Annotated in this window: 19 protein-coding genes and 1 pseudogene; 10 read left to right on the top strand and 10 right to left on the bottom strand. The window is 66.6% G+C overall.

From position 1 onward, the window contains the following. Nucleotides 1-32: 32 nt before the first annotated feature. Nucleotides 33-947, top strand: a complete 915-nt coding sequence (locus LT970_RS06220) for a 1,4-dihydroxy-2-naphthoyl-CoA synthase (RefSeq protein WP_232688603.1) — start codon at nucleotides 33-35, stop codon at nucleotides 945-947. A gap of 322 nt (nucleotides 948-1269) precedes the next feature. On the opposite strand, the gene LT970_RS06215 is transcribed toward LT970_RS06220, so the two are convergent. From LT970_RS06215 to sp36, 3 genes are all read right to left on the bottom strand, one after another. After that, complete coding sequence (locus LT970_RS06215; RefSeq protein WP_232688602.1) at nucleotides 1270-1683, bottom strand: carboxymuconolactone decarboxylase family protein; 414 nt, start codon at nucleotides 1681-1683, stop codon at nucleotides 1270-1272. 295 nt (nucleotides 1684-1978) lie between these two features. Beyond that, nucleotides 1979-3004, bottom strand: coding sequence for a DUF7972 family membrane protein (locus LT970_RS06210; RefSeq protein WP_489886102.1), 1026 nt, complete (start codon nucleotides 3002-3004; stop codon nucleotides 1979-1981). Beyond that, entirely contained in the window at nucleotides 3001-3219 is a 219-nt protein-coding gene (gene sp36, locus LT970_RS06205; protein WP_232688601.1) for a Sp36 family protein, read from the bottom strand. The genes LT970_RS06210 and sp36 overlap by 4 nt, the downstream gene beginning before the upstream one ends. A 102-nt stretch (nucleotides 3220-3321) precedes the next feature. On the opposite strand from sp36, the gene LT970_RS06200 reads away from it, so the two are divergent. The 8 genes and pseudogenes from LT970_RS06200 to cutA all read left to right on the top strand — a co-directional run bounded on the left by LT970_RS06200 (nucleotide 3322) and on the right by cutA (nucleotide 11126). Next, on the top strand, nucleotides 3322-3951 hold the full coding sequence (locus LT970_RS06200) for a VOC family protein (RefSeq protein WP_232688600.1): 630 nt from the start codon (nucleotides 3322-3324) through the stop codon (nucleotides 3949-3951). Nucleotides 3952-4149: 198 nt separating this feature from the next. Further along, the gene (locus LT970_RS06195; RefSeq protein ID WP_232688599.1) at nucleotides 4150-5778 is read left to right on the top strand and encodes a BCCT family transporter; all 1629 of its coding nucleotides are present in this window, start codon (nucleotides 4150-4152) and stop codon (nucleotides 5776-5778) included. A 107-nt stretch (nucleotides 5779-5885) separates the two neighbouring features. Then, the gene (locus tag LT970_RS06190) at nucleotides 5886-6821 is read left to right on the top strand and encodes a 1,4-dihydroxy-2-naphthoate polyprenyltransferase (RefSeq protein ID WP_232688598.1); all 936 of its coding nucleotides are present in this window, start codon (nucleotides 5886-5888) and stop codon (nucleotides 6819-6821) included. After that, nucleotides 6818-7852: a mandelate racemase/muconate lactonizing enzyme family protein gene (locus LT970_RS06185; RefSeq protein ID WP_232688597.1), complete on the top strand. Its 1035-nt coding sequence runs from the start codon at nucleotides 6818-6820 to the stop codon at nucleotides 7850-7852. The genes LT970_RS06190 and LT970_RS06185 overlap by 4 nt, the downstream gene beginning before the upstream one ends. Then, on the top strand, nucleotides 7845-9416 hold the full coding sequence (locus LT970_RS06180; protein ID WP_232688596.1) for a class I adenylate-forming enzyme family protein: 1572 nt from the start codon (nucleotides 7845-7847) through the stop codon (nucleotides 9414-9416). Before LT970_RS06185 ends, LT970_RS06180 begins: the two co-directional genes overlap by 8 nt. 25 nt (nucleotides 9417-9441) lie before the next feature. Beyond that, complete coding sequence (locus tag LT970_RS06175) at nucleotides 9442-10200, top strand: NRDE family protein (RefSeq protein ID WP_232688595.1); 759 nt, start codon at nucleotides 9442-9444, stop codon at nucleotides 10198-10200. A gap of 25 nt (nucleotides 10201-10225) precedes the next feature. Beyond that, nucleotides 10226-10579, top strand: a pseudogene (locus tag LT970_RS06170) (helix-turn-helix transcriptional regulator); the annotation flags it as partial. Nucleotides 10580-10823: 244 nt separating this feature from the next. Continuing rightward, the gene (gene cutA / locus LT970_RS06165) at nucleotides 10824-11126 is read left to right on the top strand and encodes a divalent-cation tolerance protein CutA (RefSeq protein ID WP_232688594.1); all 303 of its coding nucleotides are present in this window, start codon (nucleotides 10824-10826) and stop codon (nucleotides 11124-11126) included. Between the two features lie 81 nt (nucleotides 11127-11207). Here the strand turns inward: cutA and LT970_RS06160 are convergent, their stop codons facing one another. Continuing rightward, the gene (locus LT970_RS06160; protein WP_232688593.1) at nucleotides 11208-12314 is read right to left on the bottom strand and encodes a DUF7973 family transport facilitator; all 1107 of its coding nucleotides are present in this window, start codon (nucleotides 12312-12314) and stop codon (nucleotides 11208-11210) included. Continuing rightward, nucleotides 12315-13850 carry a glycerol kinase GlpK gene (glpK, locus tag LT970_RS06155; RefSeq protein WP_232688592.1) on the bottom strand — a complete coding sequence of 512 codons (1536 nt, stop codon included), beginning with the start codon at nucleotides 13848-13850 and terminating at the stop codon, nucleotides 12315-12317. Between the two features lie 189 nt (nucleotides 13851-14039). Between glpK and LT970_RS06150 the strand changes: the two genes are divergently transcribed. Continuing rightward, nucleotides 14040-15257, top strand: a complete 1218-nt coding sequence (locus LT970_RS06150) for an FAD-dependent oxidoreductase (RefSeq protein ID WP_232688591.1) — start codon at nucleotides 14040-14042, stop codon at nucleotides 15255-15257. Nucleotides 15258-15284: 27 nt separating this feature from the next. Here the strand turns inward: LT970_RS06150 and LT970_RS06145 are convergent, their stop codons facing one another. The 5 genes from LT970_RS06145 to LT970_RS06125 are packed head-to-tail and all read right to left on the bottom strand — an operon-like array spanning nucleotide 15285 to nucleotide 22190. Further along, on the bottom strand, nucleotides 15285-16220 hold the full coding sequence (locus LT970_RS06145; RefSeq protein ID WP_232688590.1) for a DUF368 domain-containing protein: 936 nt from the start codon (nucleotides 16218-16220) through the stop codon (nucleotides 15285-15287). Then, nucleotides 16221-19511, bottom strand: coding sequence for an oligosaccharyl transferase, archaeosortase A system-associated (locus LT970_RS06140; RefSeq protein ID WP_232688589.1), 3291 nt, complete (start codon nucleotides 19509-19511; stop codon nucleotides 16221-16223). A gap of 50 nt (nucleotides 19512-19561) precedes the next feature. After that, nucleotides 19562-20998: a lipopolysaccharide biosynthesis protein gene (locus LT970_RS06135; protein WP_232688588.1), complete on the bottom strand. Its 1437-nt coding sequence runs from the start codon at nucleotides 20996-20998 to the stop codon at nucleotides 19562-19564. After that, entirely contained in the window at nucleotides 20995-21900 is a 906-nt protein-coding gene (locus LT970_RS06130) for an alkaline phosphatase family protein (RefSeq protein WP_232688587.1), read from the bottom strand. Before LT970_RS06130 ends, LT970_RS06135 begins: the two co-directional genes overlap by 4 nt. Beyond that, nucleotides 21897-22190: a hypothetical protein gene (locus tag LT970_RS06125; RefSeq protein ID WP_232688586.1), complete on the bottom strand. Its 294-nt coding sequence runs from the start codon at nucleotides 22188-22190 to the stop codon at nucleotides 21897-21899. The genes LT970_RS06130 and LT970_RS06125 overlap by 4 nt, the downstream gene beginning before the upstream one ends. Between the last annotated feature and the right edge of the window lie 6 nt (nucleotides 22191-22196).

Here is a 22196-nt window from a genome sequence, read left to right as displayed (position 1 = left end):
ATCTTTTTGCGCCGCCGCGTCCCGCTTCGCGTATGGTTTCGGAGATATTCGACCCGGACCGCTGGGAGTCGGTCGCGGGCTTCGACTTCGACGACGTCACCTACCACCGCGCGACGGACGTCGGCGCGGTTCGCATCGCGTTCGACCGCCCGGACGTCCGGAACGCGTTCCGCCCGGGAACGGTCGACGAACTGTACACCGCACTCGACCACGCCCGCAAGCAGGCGGACGTCGGCTGTGTCCTGCTCACGGGGAACGGCCCGTCCTCGAAGGACGGTGGATGGGCGTTCTGTGCCGGCGGTGACCAGTCGGTCCGGGGTGGCTCGGGCTACGAGTACCGCGACGACGACGAAGCCGCCGCGGACGACGACCCCGCGGTCCGGCAGGCGAAGGCTGGCCGCCTCCACATTCTCGAAGTACAGCGGCTCGTCCGCACGATGCCCAAACCCGTCGTCGCCGTGGTCCCCGGGTGGGCGGTCGGCGGCGGCCACAGCCTCCACGTCGTCTGTGACATGACCCTCGCGTCCGCCGAGCACGCGAAGTTCAAGCAGACCGACCCCGACGTCGGCTCGTTCGACGGCGGCTTTGGCTCCGCGTACCTCGCAAAGCAGGTGGGGCAGAAGAAGGCCCGCGAGATATTCTTCCTCGGGAAGACCTACGACGCCGAGGAAGCCGCTGACATGGGGATGGTCAACGAGGTCGTCCCCCACGACGAACTCGAGGCGACCGCACTCGAGTGGGCCACCGAGATCAACGGAAAGTCGCCGACCGCGATGCGCATGCTGAAGTACGCGTTCAACATGACCGACGACGGCCTCGTCGGCCAGCAGACGTTCGCCGGCGAAGCCACCCGCCTCGCGTACATGACCGACGAAGCCCAGGAGGGTCGCGACGCCTTCCTCGAAGGCCGTGACCCCGACTTCGACGACCACCCCTGGCACTACTGACGGACGTTTTTCTGCCTCGGGACGCGCGGAGCGCGACAGCGTGGCGGCTTCGCCGTCCTCAGAAATCGGGGATTTCTGATGGGCTGCACAAATCGCCGTGGCGATTTGTGAACGCCACGGAATAGGTTGCCGGCGGAGCAGGCAACCCGCTCGGCAGAAAAACCTCCGCTAAAAAGTTCTCGCTCGCTCGCGGAGCGAGCGAGTGAATCACGCGAACATCCGGGCTCTCCGGGCCGTCCGTTCGCGCGAATACTACTCCGTTGGTCGCTCACTCACTGACCGCGTATCCACGGGAATCGCGTTCAGTTTCGCGCTCGTGTCCTCAGTCCCCCGCCATGTGTTCCTGAAGGTGGTTGCCGATCTGCTCGAGTTCCCCCTCGAACGTCTCCATGTCGTAGTTCTGGGCGTGGATCATCGCGCTGTAGCGCGCCGTCCAACTCGCCAGGAACGATATCTCGGCGAGTTCCTCGTCGGTCGCGCCGTGTAACTTGGCGGCCTCCGTGTGGAACGACTGGCAGTACGGGCACCTGATGTTCGCCGCCACCGCCAACCCGATCAGTTCCCTGTACTTCGCCGGAATCTCTGTCTCTTCGAGGGCGTATCGCTTGTAGTTCGGCCACTCGTTGACGAGGTCCTGTTCGTCGAGCGCGTCGAAGAATCCGGGTACGAGCCCAAAGTTCTCCTCGATTTCGTCGCGCGTCTGTTCGTACGTCCGCTCTCTGGATGTTGCTGCCATTGGTTTCCCCCTGATCCCCCGAATTCGTCCGACCCGGCTTCTGATAGTGATGCCTGGCGGAATCCACCAGCGTTCCTGGCTGGCGGTGTCCACCGTCGTCTGCGCGAACCCGGCGTGGACCACCGACTACGTCGTCGTGAATGGCAATAAGTACCCGTTGCCGGGTTGCGCTCAGTTGCTGACGGCTGCCCGACGCCCCCTCACATCGTCGAGAACGGGGTGACTCTCACGGCACCGAAGAACGGTGCCGCCCTCACGTCGCCGGAACGATGTGGATGCCACCTCGATGCGGTGGCTACCGCTGTGAGTTGCGGAGTATCAGCGGTTCGATGGCGAGTGTTCGCTTGGCCACCGTCACGATTCGGAGCACGTAGGACGTGAACAACAGGAACGGCACCAGGGTCACCGTGAACGCTGCGCCGATGGCCCACGTGATGTTCGGGACACCGAACGTGTACCCGGGAAACGTCCCCGCGTCGACGACCGCCAGCATCGCGCCCGCGACGACCAGCGCGGGAATCGCCGCGTACAAGATCATCTGGGAGAGGGTCACCAGTTCCCACTCGAAGTACAGCGTCTTGACGTGCTCGCGGGCCGGCCCGAACATGCTCAGTGACGTCTTCAGGTCGTTCAACAGGGCGTCCTCGTCCTCCGTGAGCACCGACTCGTGGTCGTTGCGGATTCGTTCGACCTGGAAGATCTTCCAGCCGTAGTTGAAGTTCAGCGCCGCGAGCAACACGTCGAAGGAGCCGAACGTCGCGCCGTCGAGTTGGTCCCGCACCTTCTCGGCGTTCCCGATGAGGCTGTCGGTGAACTCCTCTACCTCCCCGCGTAACGTGTCACTGTCGTTCTCGGAGACGGTGTCCCGGAGCGTTTCCGCCCGCTGTTGGGCCACGCCGACGAGCTCCCGGAGGAACGACGACGGGTCCGCGGGGCTCGGCGACCCGATGAGCTCCCCCGCGTACTCCCGGAAGTCCATCGACCCCTCCATCCGGTCGCGCTGGTCGCCGAGCGGCCCGTTCTCCTGAGAGAGCACGAGCTGGCCGATGGTGACGACGAGCGTGACGCCGGTGATGATGGCGCCGACCATCGTCGAGAACATCGTCTCGATGGTGTCGCCAGACCGTAGCTGTGGCTGCAGGGGCTGCGGGAGGAGCGTCACGGTGACGACGAACGCGACGAACACGCCCAGCGCGAGCACCGTCGTCACCACGAGGCGGTTCGCGGAGAGAAGCAACCAGATCTTGAACCGGCTCTCGCCCGCCCGCTCGCGCATCGTGTTCGCCGTGCTCACGTCCTCGTCCTCGCGCTGCTCGCTCACGCCCCGTCACCCTCGCCGGCGTCGGGGCTCGCGGGTCGCTTGAAAACGAGGTACTTCGTTCCGCCGCCCGAGTAGTCGATCGTCTCCGCGAGCTCCCATCCGTCCGCTCCGTACTCGTTCAGTTCGTCCTCCGGGTTCTCGGCCTCTTTTTTCGTTTCGCCACGAGGCGGTCTGAACACCGCGTACTCCCACCGACGCGCGTTCGCTTTGCTCATATCACCGCCAACGTGTTGGAGAACAAAGAACGGTGGTGTCCACAGCAGGCGGAACTCGCGACAGCCCGATACGTTTTCCCACACGGTGCCGTACCCCCACACATGGCCAAGCACTCAGACGAGGATGGCACCGAGGTCACGGCTGACCTGCCGGACAGTCCGATGCACACCACAGGAGTCGACCACGTCACACTCATCGGGAGCAACGAGGAGGACACCGTCGAGTTCTACCGCGACCTGCTCGGAATGCCCCTGGTGTTGCGCCAGCCGAACCTCGACGACCCGAACTCGACGCACCTCTTCTTCGACGCCGGTGACGGCCGCATCGTCACGTTCTTCGTGACCGACGACCAGTCGTCGAACCCGCAGCCACAGCGCTCGCAGATCGGGTCCGTCCACCACCTCTCGTTCTCCATCGCGCCCGAGCGCTTCGCCGACGTCAAACAGGCGCTCTCGGAGGCGGGCCAGCGGTTCAACGAGTTCGACCGCGGCATCTTCCACTCACTGTACACCCAGGACCACAACGGCCTCGTCATCGAACTCTCCACGGACAAGTACGACGTCCCCGACGACCGGCGCGGGGAGGTCCTCGCGACCGCTCAGCGCCTCCGCGTCGAGGACGGCGCCGAGTACGCCGAAGAACGACACCTCGAGGCCGCCCTCGAGGAGCTCGGTATTGAAGCTGAAAAACATGACCTCCCGGACGCTCCCTCCGGCGCTGGCGGAAGCTGAATCGAGTGATTACAGGCTGAAAGGCCTTGTACTCACGGATGGGGCCGTGTAGTGAGGCAACGAACTTTTACGTGGATATCCGCTTCTCGTAGACGAGATGTTCGTACGAATCCCACAACTCTACAGTAACCACTCTCTCGTCCCCGCTCGCGTCTCACTGCCGATAGACGCCACGGAACTCCAGTCAACAGTCTTCACGTGAACACACGAATCTGGTACGCGCTCGGTCTGGAGGAAGCGTCCTGGTCGGAGCGAGCACTGTTCTTCGTCACGATGGCTGCGATGCTCTCGCTCGCAGTCGTCGGCTTCACTCGCCCGACGGTATTGAGTAGTGTTCTCAATGGCGCGTTCGATTGGGTGCTCCGGTACTTCGGCTGGTGGTTCATTCTCCTCGGGTTCGTCCTCCTGGTGTTCGTCCTGGGGGTAACGTTCTCCCGGTACGGCCGCCTGCGCATCGGCGGCCCGGACGCCAAACCCGAGTTCGACACGTTCTCCTGGCTCTCGATGGTGTTCACCGTCGGGTTCGGCGGGTCCGTGCTCATCTGGGGCGTCGGCGAACCCGTCTCCATCTTCCAGAACCCGCCACCCCAGCCCTACCCGGTGGAGGGCGCGTCCCTGAAGTCGCTCGCGCTGGCGTTCATGTTCATCCACGAGGTGTTCCCCGGACTCGCGATGTGGTACCTGCCGGTAGCGCTCGCGTTCGGCGTCGTCGTCTACACCCAGGGCGTCGGCGAGTACAAGATCAGTTCGATGCTCTCCGGCGTCGTCGACACGGACTCCTATCCGGGGTTCCACTGGGCCGTCGACCTCGCCGCCATCGTCGCCACCATCGGCGGCATCGCGACGACACTCGGGTTCAGCGCGCAGACGATGGCCGCCATCCTCGGGCGCGTGTTCGGCCTCGAGGCGACGCTGCTAACCTACGGGGTGTTCGCGCTCGTCGGCCTCGTCTTCCTCGCGGACGTGTGGCTCGGCCTCCGGCAGGGAATCCGGAACGCCGCCCGCGCCACCATGCTGCTCATCGGCGCGTCGATGGCCCTCCTCGTCGCGGTCGGTCCGACGCTGTTCATGTTCGAACTCGGTCTCGACGCGACGGGCGTCTGGCTCGACAACATATTCCGACTCATGCTGTACACCGCGCCGACGTCGGCGGGCAACTGGGCCGGCCAGTGGACGGGCTTCTGGTGGGCGTGGTGGGCCGCCTGGAGCATCTTCGTCGGGAGCTTCGTCGCGCGGGTCTCCAAGGGCCGCACCATCCGCGAGATGTTCGTCGTGCTCGTCGTCGCGCCGGCGTTCCTCACGTGGATCCAGCACCTGCTCATCGGCGGATGGGTGCTGGCGCCCGGGTACGTCGGCCCGGTCGGGAATGCGATGGCGGCCCACGGCATCCCGGCGGCCATCGCCCGCGCGCTCACCATCACGCCGTACGGGTCGGTGCTCGCCGTGCTGTTCGTGCTCGTCATCGCGGGCTACATCATCACGTCTCTGGACTCGGCGGTGTTCATGATCTCGGCGATCACCATCGGCGACGAGGACCCGAACGCGCGGAACCGCGCGTGGTGGGGCGGGCTACTCGCGTTCTTCGGCATGATGTCCCTGGAACTCGAGAGCTTCGCCGCCATCCAGTCGCTGTCACCGCTGCTCGCGCTCCCGTTCACCGTGTTCCTGCTCGCCATCGTCTACGCGAGTTACGTCGCGGCGCGGGACTACGCGGCGAACGCCGACGACGTGAACGTCGAACCCGGGTCGCTGCTCTCGACCCGAGAGGAGTCCGGACCAGACCAGGGCAGTGAGTCCTCGGGCGCAGCGCCCGCAGACGACGACTGACGCAGCGCTCACAGACGACGACCGACGCTCGCTGGCCGGACTGGGTCGACCCGGTCCGGTTCGCTTCGACCGCCACCGCTTTGGCGGCGCTCGACCAACCACCGTCAATGACCGAAACCGCCGACGTCTCGCAGTCGAGAGCGTGGGTGATGGCCGCCCGACCGCACACCCTCCCGGCGGCCGCCGCGCCGGTCGTCGTCGGCACCGGCCTCGCCGTACACGCCGGCGTGTTCGCGTTGCTGCCGGCGGTCGCCGCGCTCGTCGGCGCTGCGCTCATCCAGGTCGGAACGAACTTCGCGAACGACTACTACGACGCCGTGCAGGGCGCGGACACCGCCGACCGCGAGGGGTTCACGCGCGTCACCGCGGGCGGCCTCATCGACCCCGGGCGCGTGAAACTCGCGATGTACGCGACGTTCGCGCTCGCTATCCTCGACGGCGCGTACCTCGTCTACGTCGGCGGCCTGCCCATCGTGGTCATCGGCCTCGCCAGCGTCGCCTCGGGCATCGCGTACACGGGCGGCCCGTACCCCCTGGGCTACCACGGTCTCGGCGACCTGTTCGTCTTCGTGTTCTTCGGCATCGTCGCGGTCACGGGCACGTTCTACGTGCAGGCCGCTGCCCACCTCGCCGAACCCCTGGCGACCGGAATCCCGGCCGGGACGGTCACGTTGGACGCGGTCGTCGCCAGCCTTCCGGTTGCCGCGCTCTCCACGAACATCCTCGTCGTGAACAACGTCCGCGACCGCGAGGAGGACGCCCGGACGGGCAAGCGTACGCTCGCAGTCCGCCTGGGCTACACCGCCTCCCGCGTCGAATTCGTCGCAATGCTCTCGCTCGCGTATCTGGTGCCGGTTTGGCTCGCCCTCGAGGGGTACGCCCTCATAGTCCTCCTTCCACTCCTCTCGCTCCCGCTTGCGGTCTCCGTGACGCGCACCGTGCTCTCGCGGACCGACGGCGAGGCGCTCAACCCCGCGCTCACGCGCGTCGGCCAACTGCTCGCGCTGTACTCCGTGCTGTTCGCGGTGGGATTCGCAGCATGATCGAACCGTTCACCCTTCCGCTCGACGTCCCGCTCTCGACCGCGGACGGGACCATCGCGGAGCGCGAGGGGTTCCTGTTCGCTCGCGACGGCGGCGTGGGAGAGGCCGCGCCGCTCGCGGGGTGGACCGAATCCCTCGACGCCTGTGAGCGCGCGCTCCGCGAGGCCGACGCTGCCGACGACTGGAACGGCGCGCTCGCGGCCTGCGAGAGCGCCCGCGCGGCGCGCCACGCGGTCTCGCTCGCGAAACTCGACGCCGACGCGCGGGCGGCGGGCGTGCCGCTCGCTGGCCACCTCGCCGACCTGAACCACCGGGACGCGGTTCCCGTGAACGCGACTGTCGGGGACGCGGACCCCGAGACGACCGCTAATTCGGTCGCCGAGGCCACCCGAGCGGGGTTCGAGACGGTGAAGGTGAAGGTCGGCGCGCGCTCGGTCGCGGACGACACAGAGCGCTTGCGCCTGGCCCGGAAGGCTGCCCGAGAAGCGGCGGACAGCACGGCTGTGTCGCCGGACTCCCTCGCGCTCCGCGCGGACGCCAACGGCGCGTGGACGCGCGAGCAGGCCCGCGAGGCGTTCGACGCGTTCGCCGACGTCGGCGTCGAGTACGTCGAACAGCCACTCCCGACTGACGACCTCGAGGGTCACCGCGCGCTCCGCGGCGGCGCGGTCGGCGTGGCGCTCGACGAGTCGCTCCCCGCGCATTCTGCCAGCGACGTATTTCCGGCCGCGGACTACGTCGTTCTCAAGCCGATGGCGCTCGGCGGCGTCGACCGCGCGCGAGACGTCGCGCTCGCCGCGCGTAACGCCGGCGTGACGCCCGTGGTGACCACGACCATCGACGCTGTCGTTGCGCGCACCGCCGCGGTCCACCTCGCTGCGAGCCTCCCCGACGTTCCGGCGTGCGGCCTCGCCACCGCCGACCGACTCGTCGAGGACCTCGCGGCCGATCCGGCGCCCGTCGAGCGCGGGCGGATTCGCGTCCCCGACGGCCCGGGCGTCGGCGTCTCCGGGGTGGTCGAGGGTGCGTGACGAGATCGCGCTGCAGGCTGCGAGTACCCCCGACGGCACGGCGCTCGTGGACGCCGCGACCGACGAGTCGTGGACGTTCGCCGAGTTCGACACCGAAGTCCAGGCGACAGCTGGTCGGCTCGCGGCGCTCGGCGTCGAGTCCGGGGACCGCGTCGCCGTGCTGATGGAGACCCGTCCGGCGTTCGCGCGCCTCGTGTTCGCGTGCGCTCGCCTCGGCGCCGTGCTCGTGCCGCTGAACGCGCGGCTCTCACGGCCCGAACTCGAGACGCATGTGGACGCGGTCCGACCCGTGCTCGTCGTCTGTGAGGCGGACACGGTGGCGGACGCGGACGAACTCGACGCGCCCGCGGTGAGCGTCGACGCCGGAGCAGCTGAGGGTTCGGCGGCTACCGTTGGCGACTTCGCGGCGCGCACTCCGGATGCGATCCAGCCAGCCGATCTGGCGTGGGACGACACCCGCGCGCTCATGTTCACCTCCGGGACCACGGGCGACCCGAAGGCGGTCCGACTCACCTACGGGAACTTCGCCGCGAGCGCGGTCGCGTCGGCGTTCCGCCTCGGCGTGCTACCCGAGGACCGCTGGTGTTGTCCGCTCTCTATGTACCACATGGGTGGGCTCTCGGTCGTTCTACGGTCGGCGCTGTACGGGACGACCGCCGTGCTCACGCGCGGGTTCGACGCCAACCCGGTCCGCGACGCGCTCGCGGCGTACGACTGCACGGGCGTCTCGCTCGTGCCGACGATGCTCCGGCGACTCCTCGACGCCGGCGGCGTGCCCGATGGGCTTCGGTTCGCGCTCGTCGGCGGCGCACCAACACCCCCCGAACTGGCGGCGCGTGCCCTCGACGCGGGCGTTCCGGTCTGTCTCACGTACGGGATGACCGAGACCACCTCGCAAGTCGCGACGCTGCGCCCGGAACAGGCCAGCGACGCGCCAGCAGGTGGCGGGCAGTCCGACCGACTCGACACGGTAGGCCGCCCGCTTCTGGGCACCGAAGTGACTGTGGTCGACGGCGACGGCAGTCCGTTGCCCGCCGGCGAGGAGGGGGAACTCGTGGTGTCGGGGCCGACTGTCACGCCCGGCTATCTGAACTCGGGCGGAGCGGCGGGCGGCGAATCCGGCGCGAACGCCGGACGATTCTGCGAGCATGGGCTCCGCACGGGCGACCGCGGGTTCGTGGACGACGAGGGCTACCTCCACGTCCGTGGGCGGCAGGCAGACCGCATCATCACGGGTGGGGAGAACGTCGACCCAGAGCGCGTCGAGGACGTCCTCGCCGACCACTCCCGCGTGACCGACGCAGCGGTCGTCGGCGTGCCCGACGACGAGTGGGGGGAGCGCGTCGGCGCGCTCGTGGTGCTCGCCGGCGACGAATCCGCGGCCCCCGCCACTGGGGACGCTGCCACCGGAGACGTCGTCGAGGAACTTCTCGCGTTCGCGGAGGACCGCCTGGCGGACTACGAACGCCCGCGAATCGTCGTGGCCGTCGATTCGCTGCCGCGGACCGCGTCCGGCACCGTGGACCGCGAGGCGGCCGTCGAGGAACTCGCCGACGAGAACTAAGTGGGTCGGCGCCCTACCTCGTGCTGTGTGCACGCTGGCATTCGCGTGGCGCGTCTACGACGACGCGCCGCTGGTCGTCGCCGCGAACCGCGACGAGGCCGTCGGTCGCCCCGCTTCGCCGCCCGCCGTCCACGGCGAGAGTCCGCAAGTGTTGATGCCGCGCGACGAGGAGGCGGGTGGCACCTGGATCGGCGTGAACGAACACCGCGTGTTCGTCGCCGTCACGAACCGCCGGGTCGAGTTGGAGGACGACGACTCACAGGAACGGCCGTTCGCCCAGTCCGAGGAGCGTGGCTCCTCGCGGCGCTCTAGAGGACTGCTCGTCACAGACGCCCTCGACGCCGAGAGCGCGAGCGACGCCGTCGAGGTCGTCCGGCGCGAACTCGCGGACCGCGAGTACGCCGGGTTCAATCTCGTCGTCGCGGACGACGAAGACTGCGTGCTCCTCGAGTGGGACGGCGTGCTCCGCCGGCACGATCTCGAATCTGGGACGCACGTCGTGGTGAACGAGGGGTACGACGACGGCACCGAGAAATCTCGGACTATCCGGCGCGCGCTCGGGGGGACCACCCAAGATGAGTGGGTGACGGCCGCGCGTGAGGCGCTGTCCGACCACGAAACAGGCGCCTGCGTACACGGCGACGGCTTCGGGACGCGCTCGTCGTCGCTCGTCACCATCGACGACGGCGGTGAGAGCGGCCCGGACAGTGGGTCCGTTCGATACGACTTCGCGGACGGGCCACCCTGCGAGACGCCCTACCGGCGCGTAGACAATCAACTTTAAACCGGCCGCGACTGCTAATATGGGTATGAGCGCCGACGCTATCGAGGCCGACCTCTCGGAGGACGAGCGCGCCGCCCTGGAACTCGTTCGCGAGACGCTCGGAATCTATCAGAGCGAGTTCTGGAAGGAGCTCGACGTCTCTTCGCGGAAGGGGAGTCGCATCGCCTCGAAGTTGGAGGAGAAGGGTCTCGTCGAGCGCGAGGAGTCGGTCCACAATGGCAACACGACGTACTACATCACGCCCATTATCGACGACCGCGAACTCGACTTCTCGCTCCTGATGGCGGGGGACATGCTCTCTCCGTTCGTGGGCGAGGAGGAGGTCGACGCGCGCAGCGACGCCTTCTCCCAGTGGATCATGAACCTCGCGTACGAGGACGTCGGCTCGCCGTCCGAGGAGACGGGTCCAGAGGGCGAGGACACGGGCCCCCAGACTGAGGAGTAACGCCGTGTCCCGGGTCTGAGACACGACGGTGTCGAAGCAGTCAGCACTCGAATCGTCGTCGTCGGGAGCGCGCCGCTGGTCGAAACCCACGCCGACTGTGTGGTCCACTAGATGCGCGCGACCCACCTGACCCCACTCGCCGCACGGACTTTTGGTCTCTCGTTCCCTCCCTACAGGCATGCCGACGGCGTACATCACTGCCCCACGGGACGACGCACAGGAACTCGCGGACCGACTCGTCACCGAGCGCCACGCCGCCTGCGTCAACGCCCTCGAGTGCCGGTCAGTCTACCGGTGGGACGACGACGTCGTCCGCGACGACGAGGCGGTCCTGTTCGCGAAGACCACGGACGCCGCGTGGGACGACCTCGTCGCCTTCGTCGAGGCCGAACATCCCTACGACGTGCCGTGCATCGAGCGCTTCGACGAGTCCTTCGTCGAACCCGGTTTCGAGGCGTGGGTGGGGGAGTCCGTCGAGTGATGGCCAGGAATCCCATAGCGCGAGGGGGTCGGGGCCCGGAGTATGGGAGAGCCCCCACATCGAGTGAGAGGATTCAGGACCTCAGAGCGCCGGCACCCATGACGTGTGCGGGAAGATTCCCAGTGCGGCGGCGACGGCCACGAGGAACGTTCCGAAGACGATGCCGGCCGCGGGCGGGTCCCAGTGCGTGTCGCCGTGCGCGTAGAACACGCGCTGGAACAGTTCACCGAACAGCGCGCAGACGCCGCCGAACGCCGCGCCCGCGAGGACGGCCGTGAGAACCGCGCTCTGTGACGCCGGGTCGAAACCCACCGGGAGCGCGGCGAGCGCCGCGGTGCTCGCCGGGAGCGTCATGTGGTGGGTCACGGGGACGTTCTCGACGCCGCAGTTCAGGAAGACCAGGGACGCCGCGCTGATGCCGAACGCGAGGAACGGGCTCCCGGTCTTCACGGCGACGAAGCCGCCGAGAACGCCCATCACGGCGCCGAGCACGAAGACGTTCAGCCATCGGTACTGGTGGGGGAGCCACGGTTCGACGACGAAGCGCTCGTGGACGACGCCGCCGTCCGCCTCGGCGTTGCTGTCCGCCCCGGCGCCGCCGTCGACGGCGGCCTCACCGACGACGCGGCGGTCCTCCGACTCGAAGGGACGCATGTTCAACAGGCCGTTGGGGGCGTCGCCGACGAGCGGGTAGCCGAGCGCGAGTCGGTGGACGAGCGCGGAGAGCACGACGCCCATCGCGATGGGGTCGTAGGGCATCGCGAGCGTGCTCGAGGCGACGGTGAACCAGTAGCCGACGATGCCGAACAGGCCGCCGACGACGAGCACGTCGGGTTTCGTGCCCTGGGCGAACGCGATGTTCTTCGCCTCGTGGAAGTCGAAGCCGGTGTCCATGTAGCCGCGCTTCGCGGCGTACGCCGCGGCCGCCGCGCCGCCAGCGAAGCTGATGGCGGGCGAGAAGACCGGACCGAACGCCACGGACCCCGTGATGCCGATGGCGCCGAGCGTCGACGGGTCGACACCCGCCGCTTCGACGGCGGCGCCGCGCGCGAGGTTCGCGGCCTCCCCGGCGATGACCATGAATCCCGTGAAGATGAACGCTGGGAGCGCGCCGATGGCCGCGCCGAACGCGCCGCCCGCGAACGCCGCGATCAGCATCTCGACCGCGAAGAGGGAACTCCAGGCCATCTACGTCCCCTCCTGGGCCCAGTCGCGCGAGCGCTCGACGGCCCGGCCCCACTGCTCGTAGTTGTCCTCCACGTCCGGTGTGTCCCGCTGTTCGAACTCGCGGTCGGTCCGCCAGTTGTCTCGGAGTTCGTCGACGGTCTCCCAGTAGCCGACCGCGAGGCCGGCGGCGTACGCCGATCCGAGCGCGGTCGTCTCGTCGACCTGCGGGCGGGCGATGTCGGTCCCGATGATGTCCGCCTGCAGCTGGCAGAGGAAGTTGTTCTTCACCGCGCCTCCGTCGACGCGGAGGCGGTTCATGTCCAGGCCGGCGTCCGCCTCCATGGCTTCCGCCACGTCGCGGGTCTGGTACGCGATTGACTCCAGGACCGCACGAACCAGGTGGGCCTTCCCCGTCCCGCGGGTCAGACCGACGACGGTGCCGCGGGCGCGCTGGTCCCAGTGGGGTGCGCCCAGGCCAGTGAACGCCGGGACGAAGTAGACGCCGTCGGTGGAGTCGACCGAGCGGGCGAGTCGCTCGGTCTCCGCAGCGTCCTCGATGATGTCGGTGTCCTGGAGCCACTCGATGGCGGCGCCCGTGGCGAAGATGGCGCCCTCGAGGGCGTACTGGGGTGGTTCGCCCGAGCGCTGGAAGCCGACGGTCGTCAGCAGGCCGTGGTCGCTGGCGACGGCGTCCGTTCCCGTGTTCATCAGGAAGAAGGAGCCGGTGCCGTAGGTGTTCTTGGCGTCGCCGGCGTCGAAGCACGTCTGTCCGAACAGCGCGGCTTGCTGGTCGCCGAGCGCGCCGGCGACCGGGACCTCGGCGTCGAGGAAGCCGTCAGCGTCCGTGTACCCGTAGACGTTCTCGTCGCTGGACGGGCGGACCTCGGGCAAGGTCTCTCGGGGCACGCCGAACTCGTCGAGGAGTTCGTCGTCCCACTCCATGTCGTGGATGTCGAACAGCATCGTCCGCGACGCGTTCGTGACGTCCGTGACGTGCTGGCCGGTGAGCTTGTAGATGAGCCAGGAGTCGATGGTCCCGAAGCAGAGGTCGCCCGCCTCGGCGCGCTCGCGGACGTCCTGGGGGCGCGAGCGCTGGAGCTTGATGGGGTCTGCGTTGTCGAGCAGCCACTCGGCCTTGGTCGCGGAGAAGTACGCGTCGACCTCGAGGCCGGTCTTCGCCCGGATGGTCTCTGTCCACCCGGTCTCCTGGAGTTCCTCGACGCGGTCGGTGGTGCGTCGGTCCTGCCAGACGATGGCGTTGTGGATGGGCGTGCCCGTGTGGGCGTCCCAGAAGAGCGTGGTCTCGCGCTGGTTCGTCACCCCGAGGGCCGCGAGGTCTTCGGGCGCCAGTTCGGCGTCCGCGAGCGCGCGCTCGACGACGCGCTGGGTGTTGTCCCAGATCTCGAGGGGGTCGTGTTCGACCCATCCGGGTTCCGGGTAGAGCTGTTCGTGTTTCTCGTAGGCGTTCGCGACCACGGAGCCGTCGTGGTCGAACACCATGAATCGGGTGCCGGTGGTCCCCTGGTCGATTGCGCCGACGTACGTGTCTGCTGTCATGAGTCCGTGGTGCAGGTCGAAGGTGGAAACTCCGAAACCTGTGGCTCGGGATTCACCAACTACCATTATAAATATTCGGCAAGTAGGGGGCGTCTACCCATCGTCTGGTCAATACTTCGGTGGCTGTCCAGTGGGCGAACGTCCCTCCGACTCCGGCAGCCCCAAGTAACAGCGCGCGAATACTTCCGTATGGTTCAGGAGACGACAGTCCTGGTCGTCGGCGGCGGCGTCACGGGCGTCGGTGTCGCTCGCGACCTCGCGACGCGCGGCGTCGACGTGACGCTCGTCGAACGCGACGGCCTCAACGCCGGCACCTCGGGTCGCTCCCACGGCGTCCTGCACAGCGGCGCCCGCTACGCCGACACCGACCCCGAGGGCGCCGCAGAATGCATCGCGGAGAACCGCGTCCTCCGCGAGGTCGCTCCGGGTTGTGTCCGCCCCACGGGCGGCTACTTCGTGCAGGTCGTCGGCGACGACCCCGACTACTTCGACCAGAAGGTTAGCGCCTGTCGGGACTGCGGCATCGACGTCGAGGTCCTCGACGGCGCCGAAGCCCGCGACAGCGAACCCGCGCTGACCCCGGACGCCGAGCGCGTCGCCGTCGTGCCGGACGGCGTCGTCTACCCCTCCAGACTCGTCGCCGCGACCGCCGCGGACGCCCGCGACCACGGCGCCGCCGTCCACACACACGCGCCCGTCGAGGAACTCCTCACCGACGGCGACACCGTCGTCGGCGCCCTCGTCGACGGTCTCGGCCGCGTCCACGCCGACCACGTCGTCAACGCCACGGGTGCGTGGGCCGACGACCTCGCCGCCACGGTCGGCATCGACCTCGAGATGCACCCCACGAAGGGCGCCATGGTGACCGTCGAGAGCCCCCAACTGGACACTGTCATCAACCGGTGTCGACCCACCGACGACGGCGACATCGTCGTCCCGCACGGCCGGACCGCCGTGCTCGGCACCACCAGTGTCGAGGTTGAGGACCCGGCGTCGTTCCCCCAGGAGGACTGGGAGGTCGAACGCGTCACCGAGGAGTGCGCCGCGATGGTCCCCGACGTCGCGGACGCGCCGGTCGAGTGCGCCTACTGGGGCGTCCGCCCGCTGTACAGCCCCGAGTCCTACGGCGAGGACGCGCGTGGCATCTCCCGCGGGTTCTACCTGCTCGACCACGCCGCCCGCGACGACGTCCGGGGACTCACGACCATCGTCGGCGGCAAACTCACCACGCACCGCCTGATGGCGGAAGCCACCGCTGACCACGTGACCGAGCGACTCGGCGTCGACGCTGCGTGCCGGACCGCCGAGACCCTACTCCCCGCCCAGGGGAATCTCGACAGACTCGACGCGCTCGTCGACGAGTTCGACGCCGGCGGTCCCGCGGACGCGGACGTGGTCGGCCGGTAGGTCGGTCGAAGAGAAACGGCTCCGGGGTCAGTAGTCCAGGTCGTCGGTCGTCGCGTCGAGTACGAGCACGAGACCCGCGCCGACGAGCGCCGCCACGAGAACGGGCACCCCCGTCTCGAGGGTCCACGCGCCAGTCGCCTCGGTGATCTTGATCGCCGGCGCGCGCAACGCCCCCGCCATCAACGCGACGAGGAACGTCAGCGTCGCCGCACGGTAGTGGTCGAATGCCCACTCCACAACGCGGGCGAACGTCAACACGCCGAGCAACGCGCCGAGCGAGAACACAACGAGCGTGGTCACTGGCGCCGACGCAGCACCCAGATTACCCGCGAGCACAGCGTCGGTCGCCTCGCTGACGGCGTTCGTCATCGTCGCGTACAGCCCGAAGGTCAACAACAGCAGCGACCCGGAGACGCCGGGCAGCACCATCGCGCAGATGGCGATTGCTCCGGCGACGAACACCAGCGGGAGACTCGCCGACAGCAGACTCCCCTGGCCGGCGCCGCTGAGCGCGAACGCCACCGCGAAACCGACGATTCCCGCCGTTACACGCCCCGTGGTGTCGAGTGACACCTCGCTCAGGAGAACCACGACGCTCGCCGCGATGAGACCCAGGAAGAACGCGAACGTGATGGCGGTGTATTCGTGTCGCGCGATCTCCACGAGGTTCGCCACCGTCAACACCGCAGTCAGTACGCCGACCGCGAGCATCACGAGGAACGGCACGTCCATCTCCCGGAGCGTCGACGCGAACTCCGCCCGGCCGTCCGCGCTCGTCAGGTGCGGGAGGAGCTCGAGCAGCATCACTGCCTCAGCCGGGTCGAGGGCCGCGATTGCACCCACGAGTCGCTCGTAGATGCCCGTGATGAGCGCGATGGTGCCACCGGAGACGCCGGGCACCGCGTCCGCCGCACCCATCGCCGCGCCCTTCAGGTAGACGCCGGCCCAGTCGCGCACCGACATCTACGCTCGAACCCGTGTGCCGACCGCCAGCGCGCCGACCGCGGGCAGCGCCGCAGCGCTCGCGTCGAGACCGCTCGGGCCGGCACGGGAGCCGGCGTCACTCGCGTCGCCGGACGCCGTCACGGCCCCCGACAGCGACGCCGAACTCGTCGTGTTGTCGCCCGTCTCGTTCCCGGGTTTGCCGTCGGGGACGTCCACAGTCTGGCGCTCCAGGTCGACCGAGATGGTCTCGTTGGACTCGCCGACGACCGCCGCCTCCGGAACGCTCGCGGTGTCCCTGTACGTGTACGTCGTCAGCCCGTCGTCGGCCGTCATGTTGGCCGTGCTGAACGTGTACGGGCCGGCCGCGCGGACCGAGACGTTGGTGTGGCCGTTCTTCGGCCCCCAGTTCTCGTAGCCCGTCGTCGAGTACGGCAGCGTCATCGTGAACTCACCGTCGGCGCCGACCTGCACGCGCTGGGTGTACTCGAACGTCGGGTGACTGCCGTCGCGCTGACTCGTCATCTGGGACATGTTCATCGTCACTGACGCGGTGACCGTGGTGTTCGCCGGCGCCGTGCCGGTGACCGTCGCGCCCTCCACGCGCTCGAAGAGCTTCACCCACGTCGGCATGAACTGGGAGCCGAACTCACCCGCGAACAGGATGTTCCCCGGCACCAGGCTGTTGTCGCTCACGCCGACCAGCCGGTAGTGCTCGAGGGCCTCCACGTACTCGGGGGGCGCGTTCTGCACGCCACCGATCTGGGACGTCGAATCGTTCGCGACGTACGTCTCCGCGGCGCTCATGTTCGGGAACGTCTTGATCCACGTCCGCCGATTCGACACGTCGAACCACGGGCGATTGGCGCGGGTCTCCCGCCAGTCGACGACTTTCGGCTTGACCTGCTGTGCGCTCCCGTGGTACCGGTAGAGCCGGACCATCATCGACTCGTAGTACGACTGGGTCTTCAGCGTCTGCACGCCGAACCGCGTGCTCTGCATCAACTGCGCGGCGACCGGACGGCCGTCCTGGTAGCGCGCGAGCACGGAGTGGGTGTAGAGGTCGCGCTGGGAGAAGTTGTGGACGCCGTCGTAGAACACGACTGGTGCGCCGTACTTCTCGGTCGGCATGACCATCTGGTAGTCAACCGCGACGTAGCGCATCTTCGCGTCGTCCTCCTGGATGCCCTGGAGGACGTTCCGTGCGACCGTCTCGTTCTGCGCGAGCAGGAAGTTCGCGGCGGTGTTCGCGCCCTGCTGGAACGGGTTGGCGTGCGGGATGCGGTTGGCCTCCACGGTGATCCAGTGGCCGTAGTCCCACCACGACATCACGCCGTACGAGCCGTCGGGGTAGTTGAAGTTGTCCGTCTGGCTGTACGTCCCGTAGTAGTCCATCTGGGAGGTGTTCCCGCCGTTCCCGTACGCGCCCTCCTTCGGCGTGTGGGATTTCATCCACTCGAGGGCGTCGTCCCACTTCGTCACGGCGCCCGGGCCGAACGAGGCGCCCGCGTCGATCACGGACTGTAGCGGGACCTGCTGTCCGCGTGCGTTCGAGACTGTGATCGGGCTCGTGGCGCCGCCCGCGGACTCGTTGTCGAACGCGTCCGCGGCGACCGGCGCGGCCACCGGCACCAGTACGACGAGCAGCACCATCACGACCGTGCCGACCTGGTACCAGCTCACGTCCTCGACCTTCGAGGCGGGTTTGGCCAGGTCGACCGCGCCGAGCACGAGATGCAGGAAGTACGCGTTCAGCACCACGACCGGCACCACCAGGTAGTAGTTGAACCGCACCTGCGTGAACGCCGCGGACGTGATGAACGCGCCCCAGACCACGACGAGGAGTTGCTCCGCGTCGTGCTCGCCGGTCACCGCGACCGCGGTCAGCGTGATTCCGACGATGCCGAGCGCGGTGAGCTGGCCACCGACGCCGAAGATGTTACCGATTGACGCCGGGAGGCCCGGCGCGATGAACAGCATCGCGACGACGACCACGGCGAGCGCTGCGCCGCCGACGCGCCGCGTGTCGCCGCTCGCGAGGTGCGGGCGGAGGAGAATCCAGCCCGCCGCGACGAGCGCTGTGAAGAACGCCAGCCCGTACTCCAGGAAGATGACGCCCGCCATCGAGACGCCGTACCGGTCCATCCGCGAGAGGAACGGCTGGGCCTCACCGATGGTGCGCGTCGCCGCGCCCGCGCTGAATCCGACGAACCGCATCAGGTTGGTCGTCAGCATCCCCCAGAACTCCGGGAGCACCACGGTGGTCGCCGCGAGGCCGACCAGGAGGACGCTGAACACCGCCAGCGGGTAGGACGCCGCGTCGAACCCGCGGTCGTCCCACTGCCGGGCGAGCCACGCCAGGAACACCGCGCCCGCGCCGACGGCCAGCGAGAACAGCGGCTGGAGGATGGAGAACCGCGACGGCGAGAACGACAGCGTGTCCAGGGGCACCAGCATCAACACCGCCGTCGTCGTCATGCTCACCGCGGCGACGACCGCGACGTGGTCCGGGCTCGTACCCGTGTAGTAGTCGCTCGAGAGCTTCACCAGGTAGAACACGCCGAAGATGCCCACCAGGAGCACGCCCGGCGGCCACATCCACATGTACATCGCGGTCGCAACGCCCGCGAGCACGCTCCACCCGACGACGCGACGCAGTCCCGCGACGTCGCGGTCGACGAACTGCTCGTAGATGGGTTTCTCGCGTTCCGCGACCGCGAGCGCGACCATCGTGCCGAGCACCGCGAGCGACTGGAAGAGCGGCTCAGCGCCGTTGTGGTCGGCCGCCCCCGCGAGGCTGCGCTGGAGGAAGTACCCCGGCAGGAGCGCGAGGATGACCGCCGCGAACACGCCGCCGAGACGCCCGCCGAGTCGCTTCCCGATGAAGTACGTCGGGATGGCGAGCAGCGCGCCGAACACCGCGGGCGCGAACAGCAGCGTCATCGCGACCGTGTTCTGGCTCGGCGAGCCGAGGCCGATTATCAGGGCGGCGGTGGCGACGAGCTGGTCGAACAGCGTGCCGAACTGGCCCACCACGGTGCCCTTCGGGAAGTGCGTCCACGGGTCGAAGGGCATCGTCGCCGGCCAGTGGTCGACCGTGTACATCACCTGCCGGAAGTGGTAGTACGCGTCGTTCCCGGAGAAGTACACCTCGCCGTTCTGCGTGAAGTTCTCCCACGCCTGGACCCGCACCCAGAGCATGAACGCGAAAATCGCGCCCACTGCGGGTACGTGGTACCAGTCTTCGAGCGTCTCGAGGGCCGAATCGAAGTCGATGGAGGACGCCCTCGACTGCTCGGTCTTCTCGCTCATTGGTCATAGGGACTGACAGAGCGCGAATAAGCCTTTTGAAAGAGTGGAGGTCAGTGGCGCGCGTCCGCGAGTATTCCCTTAACTGTGACGCGAAAGGACTCGCTGACTGCCACGAGCACGGAGAAGTAGATCACACCGCCGAGACCGATGAGGAGCAGTAGTTCTCCCCACCAGGAAACGCCTACAATCGAGTGGGCGAGTTCGACAACGATGAACATCAACGCACCCGCGAGTAATTGATGACGTAGCGGCTGGGTGAACAGATGAACGTCCGGGAGATACTGCTTGACCGTATATGCAAGAGTCGTGTATCGCACGACCTCGGAAACTACTGTCGCCGCAACTACGCCGATGATGCCAAACTCGAGCAAGAGGACGTAGCCAAGACTGACGTTCAAAACAAGAACTACCAGTCCGATTCTCGTGTTTATTTGGGGATAGTCTAGGCCAGCGATAGTTGACTGAAGTTGTGACGACTGCACTCTTATCACTCGAAAGAGTGCAAGGCCGACGAGAACCATCCCGACGCCAGCATACTGTGACCCGAATATCGTCACGAGAAGGTCGTTCGGCATCGCCGAGGCACCAAAGAAAATCGGTATCGCGAGCACGCTCGCGTAACTGAGCGAGTTCGTCACGTCTGTGATAACCGACGATTTGTCGTCTCGACTCCAGTGCTCGCTCACACGGGCCATCAGTCCTTTTGATGCAACAGCACCGATGAACGTTCCTACGAGTGTGAGTTGCATGGCCACCTGGTAGTCGCCAACTGCTGACGATGTCAATATTGCACCGAGAAGGAGGATGTCGAAGCGTGATTGCGCAGTTCCGATGAAGCCGTTCGGGACGCTGTATTTTGCGTACGATCCGATGTTAGTGAGCGATTCTCGAGACGGAAATGCTGGTCTGGCGTTGATGCGATACAGGACATACGGAACGGTCAACACAGTCGCTATGGTTAGTCCGTACACCATTCCAGCCACTCCAAACCCGAGGAGGACGAACGCCAGTTGTAGCGGTGTGGTTAGAAGCGATCGAAGCGTATCAGACCACTCAGCGGCGGAAAAGTTCGAACGTGCCGAGAGAATTCGGTTTGTGACGGCAAAAAGACAAATAGCGACGAAGAGAGCAGAGAACGGAGCGAATAACCCTGTAAGGTCATAGAGGCCTGTGAAGCGGTGGAACACGTACGCAAGTGGTAATATGACGATTGGAAGGATTATTGCGCCGAGCATTCCTGACCCAAGTGCTTCTTCTGTTGAAAAATCTGTTTCGGAAATCCGTTTTTTGCAAGCAGTTCCCCACCCAGTCACCGGATTGTCGAGAATGTTGACGAGCGTCACGACGATGTAAAATGCTCCATAGCCTCCGGGCCCCAGTACTCGAGCGAAAACAATTGAGCCCGCAAACCCGATAGCAGCCATAGCGAACTTCGCAAGAACTCCTCTCGAGATCTCGAGGCCGAAGTCCGCCTCACCAACACTCATATGTAGCCGAGATTCCGGAGTTGCTCCTCGTCAATATCTATTCTCTCTCCACTTACCGTCTGATGCGATACGTGTTCATCAATCCAGTCGACGACGTCAAAGACATCGGCAGGGACACTGTCGGTGGTAGAACTTGCGTAGGCTCGCCAAGAGTGAGACGCCGGAAAGCCCTCCTCGTCTTCCTTACCGTAGAAGGAGGTTCGCATTCCGTGATCGCTGAGTAACAGTAAGTCATCGTCCGGCCCGAGTGCTTGGACGAGTTCGTCCACGAATCTGCCGACTCGCTCGTAGATGCGACGAAGTGGTTCTTCATCCTCCGCGTAGGCGTGACCTGCTGCATCGAGTGTGTGGACATGGACACCGATCAGGGAGACATCGTGGTTGAGCATCTCTCGAGTCCAGCCGAACTGTTGAGCGCCGAGTCCGAGCAGTTCTCGCTCGAATTCGTGCTTCGGCATTCCTTCAGCGATCGCGTTCATCAAATCCCACGCACGCTGTAGGTCGCTCCCGTCGTAGACTCCCGGCCAGTTGTGGACGACTGCACCGTCGCGGTCAAATATCGTTTCGGCGTCTGTCTCTCCAATCTGTTCGCGCTCGCCAGTCTTGTCTCGCACGAATCGACCGAGTGTCCCACGCGTAGATTCGTTCAGTCGGCCAGTGAACTGGGATGCGAGTTCGAGAACGGGGTTACTCCATTCACTCGTCCCCGAGCCGGTGATACCGTGTTCCTCCGGGCTGAGACCGGTTGCTACTGTTGCCCACACCTCTGGGGTATATGGCATATCTTTCGCGTGCGCGAAGGTTTCGATTTGCTGGCTCGTTTCGAGTTCGAACTCAGCTACGCCGAAGTGCTCCACGAGGCCAGCATCGAGGGCATCGAGTGCGAGAAGTACGACGGTCATAGGTATCCTAGATCCTCCAAGTCCTCTTCAAGTGCGTCCTCTTTGACCACGCGACCCGGTTCGAACCGGCTAAGTGCTCGCTCTAAGCTCGGGTTTTCAATGAGTTCGTTGCAGTCGAGTGTGGCCATGCCACTATCCGTTGCGATGTTGTCCGCGTTCATCGCCGCCTTCTTGTCTCCATAGGTGGCGAACGCTCGGTCATGAGTTTCGGAGAGAAACGACCTAGTGCTTGGCATATACTCGAAGTGGTCGTATCGAAGAGAGTCTACAGTGATTAAAAGGCCCCTCATTGCTAT

This window comes from Halobacterium zhouii (genome assembly GCF_021249405.1).
GTDB lineage: Archaea > Halobacteriota > Halobacteria > Halobacteriales > Halobacteriaceae > Halobacterium > Halobacterium zhouii.
This window is presented reverse-complemented; position numbering and strand designations above follow the sequence as displayed.

Bases quoted from the DNA above. Each gene is read 5' to 3' on its own strand.
- LT970_RS06140 (WP_232688589.1), bottom strand. From the start codon at position 19,511: ATGAGCGAGAAGACCGAGCAGTCGAGGGCGTCCTCCATCGACTTCGAT.
- LT970_RS06190 (WP_232688598.1), top strand. From the start codon at position 5,886: ATGACCGAAACCGCCGACGTCTCGCAGTCGAGAGCGTGGGTGATGGCC.
- LT970_RS06150 (WP_232688591.1), top strand. From the start codon at position 14,040: ATGGTTCAGGAGACGACAGTCCTGGTCGTCGGCGGCGGCGTCACGGGC.
- glpK (WP_232688592.1), bottom strand. From the start codon at position 13,850: ATGACAGCAGACACGTACGTCGGCGCAATCGACCAGGGGACCACCGGC.
- LT970_RS06130 (WP_232688587.1), bottom strand. From the start codon at position 21,900: ATGACCGTCGTACTTCTCGCACTCGATGCCCTCGATGCTGGCCTCGTG.
- LT970_RS06125 (WP_232688586.1), bottom strand. From the start codon at position 22,190: ATGAGGGGCCTTTTAATCACTGTAGACTCTCTTCGATACGACCACTTC.
- LT970_RS06220 (WP_232688603.1), top strand. From the start codon at position 33: ATGGTTTCGGAGATATTCGACCCGGACCGCTGGGAGTCGGTCGCGGGC.
- LT970_RS06160 (WP_232688593.1), bottom strand. From the start codon at position 12,314: ATGGCCTGGAGTTCCCTCTTCGCGGTCGAGATGCTGATCGCGGCGTTC.
- cutA (WP_232688594.1), top strand. From the start codon at position 10,824: ATGCCGACGGCGTACATCACTGCCCCACGGGACGACGCACAGGAACTC.
- sp36 (WP_232688601.1), bottom strand. From the start codon at position 3,219: ATGAGCAAAGCGAACGCGCGTCGGTGGGAGTACGCGGTGTTCAGACCG.
- LT970_RS06135 (WP_232688588.1), bottom strand. From the start codon at position 20,998: ATGAGTGTTGGTGAGGCGGACTTCGGCCTCGAGATCTCGAGAGGAGTT.
- LT970_RS06185 (WP_232688597.1), top strand. From the start codon at position 6,818: ATGATCGAACCGTTCACCCTTCCGCTCGACGTCCCGCTCTCGACCGCG.
- LT970_RS06200 (WP_232688600.1), top strand. From the start codon at position 3,322: ATGGCCAAGCACTCAGACGAGGATGGCACCGAGGTCACGGCTGACCTG.
- LT970_RS06215 (WP_232688602.1), bottom strand. From the start codon at position 1,683: ATGGCAGCAACATCCAGAGAGCGGACGTACGAACAGACGCGCGACGAA.
- LT970_RS06145 (WP_232688590.1), bottom strand. From the start codon at position 16,220: ATGTCGGTGCGCGACTGGGCCGGCGTCTACCTGAAGGGCGCGGCGATG.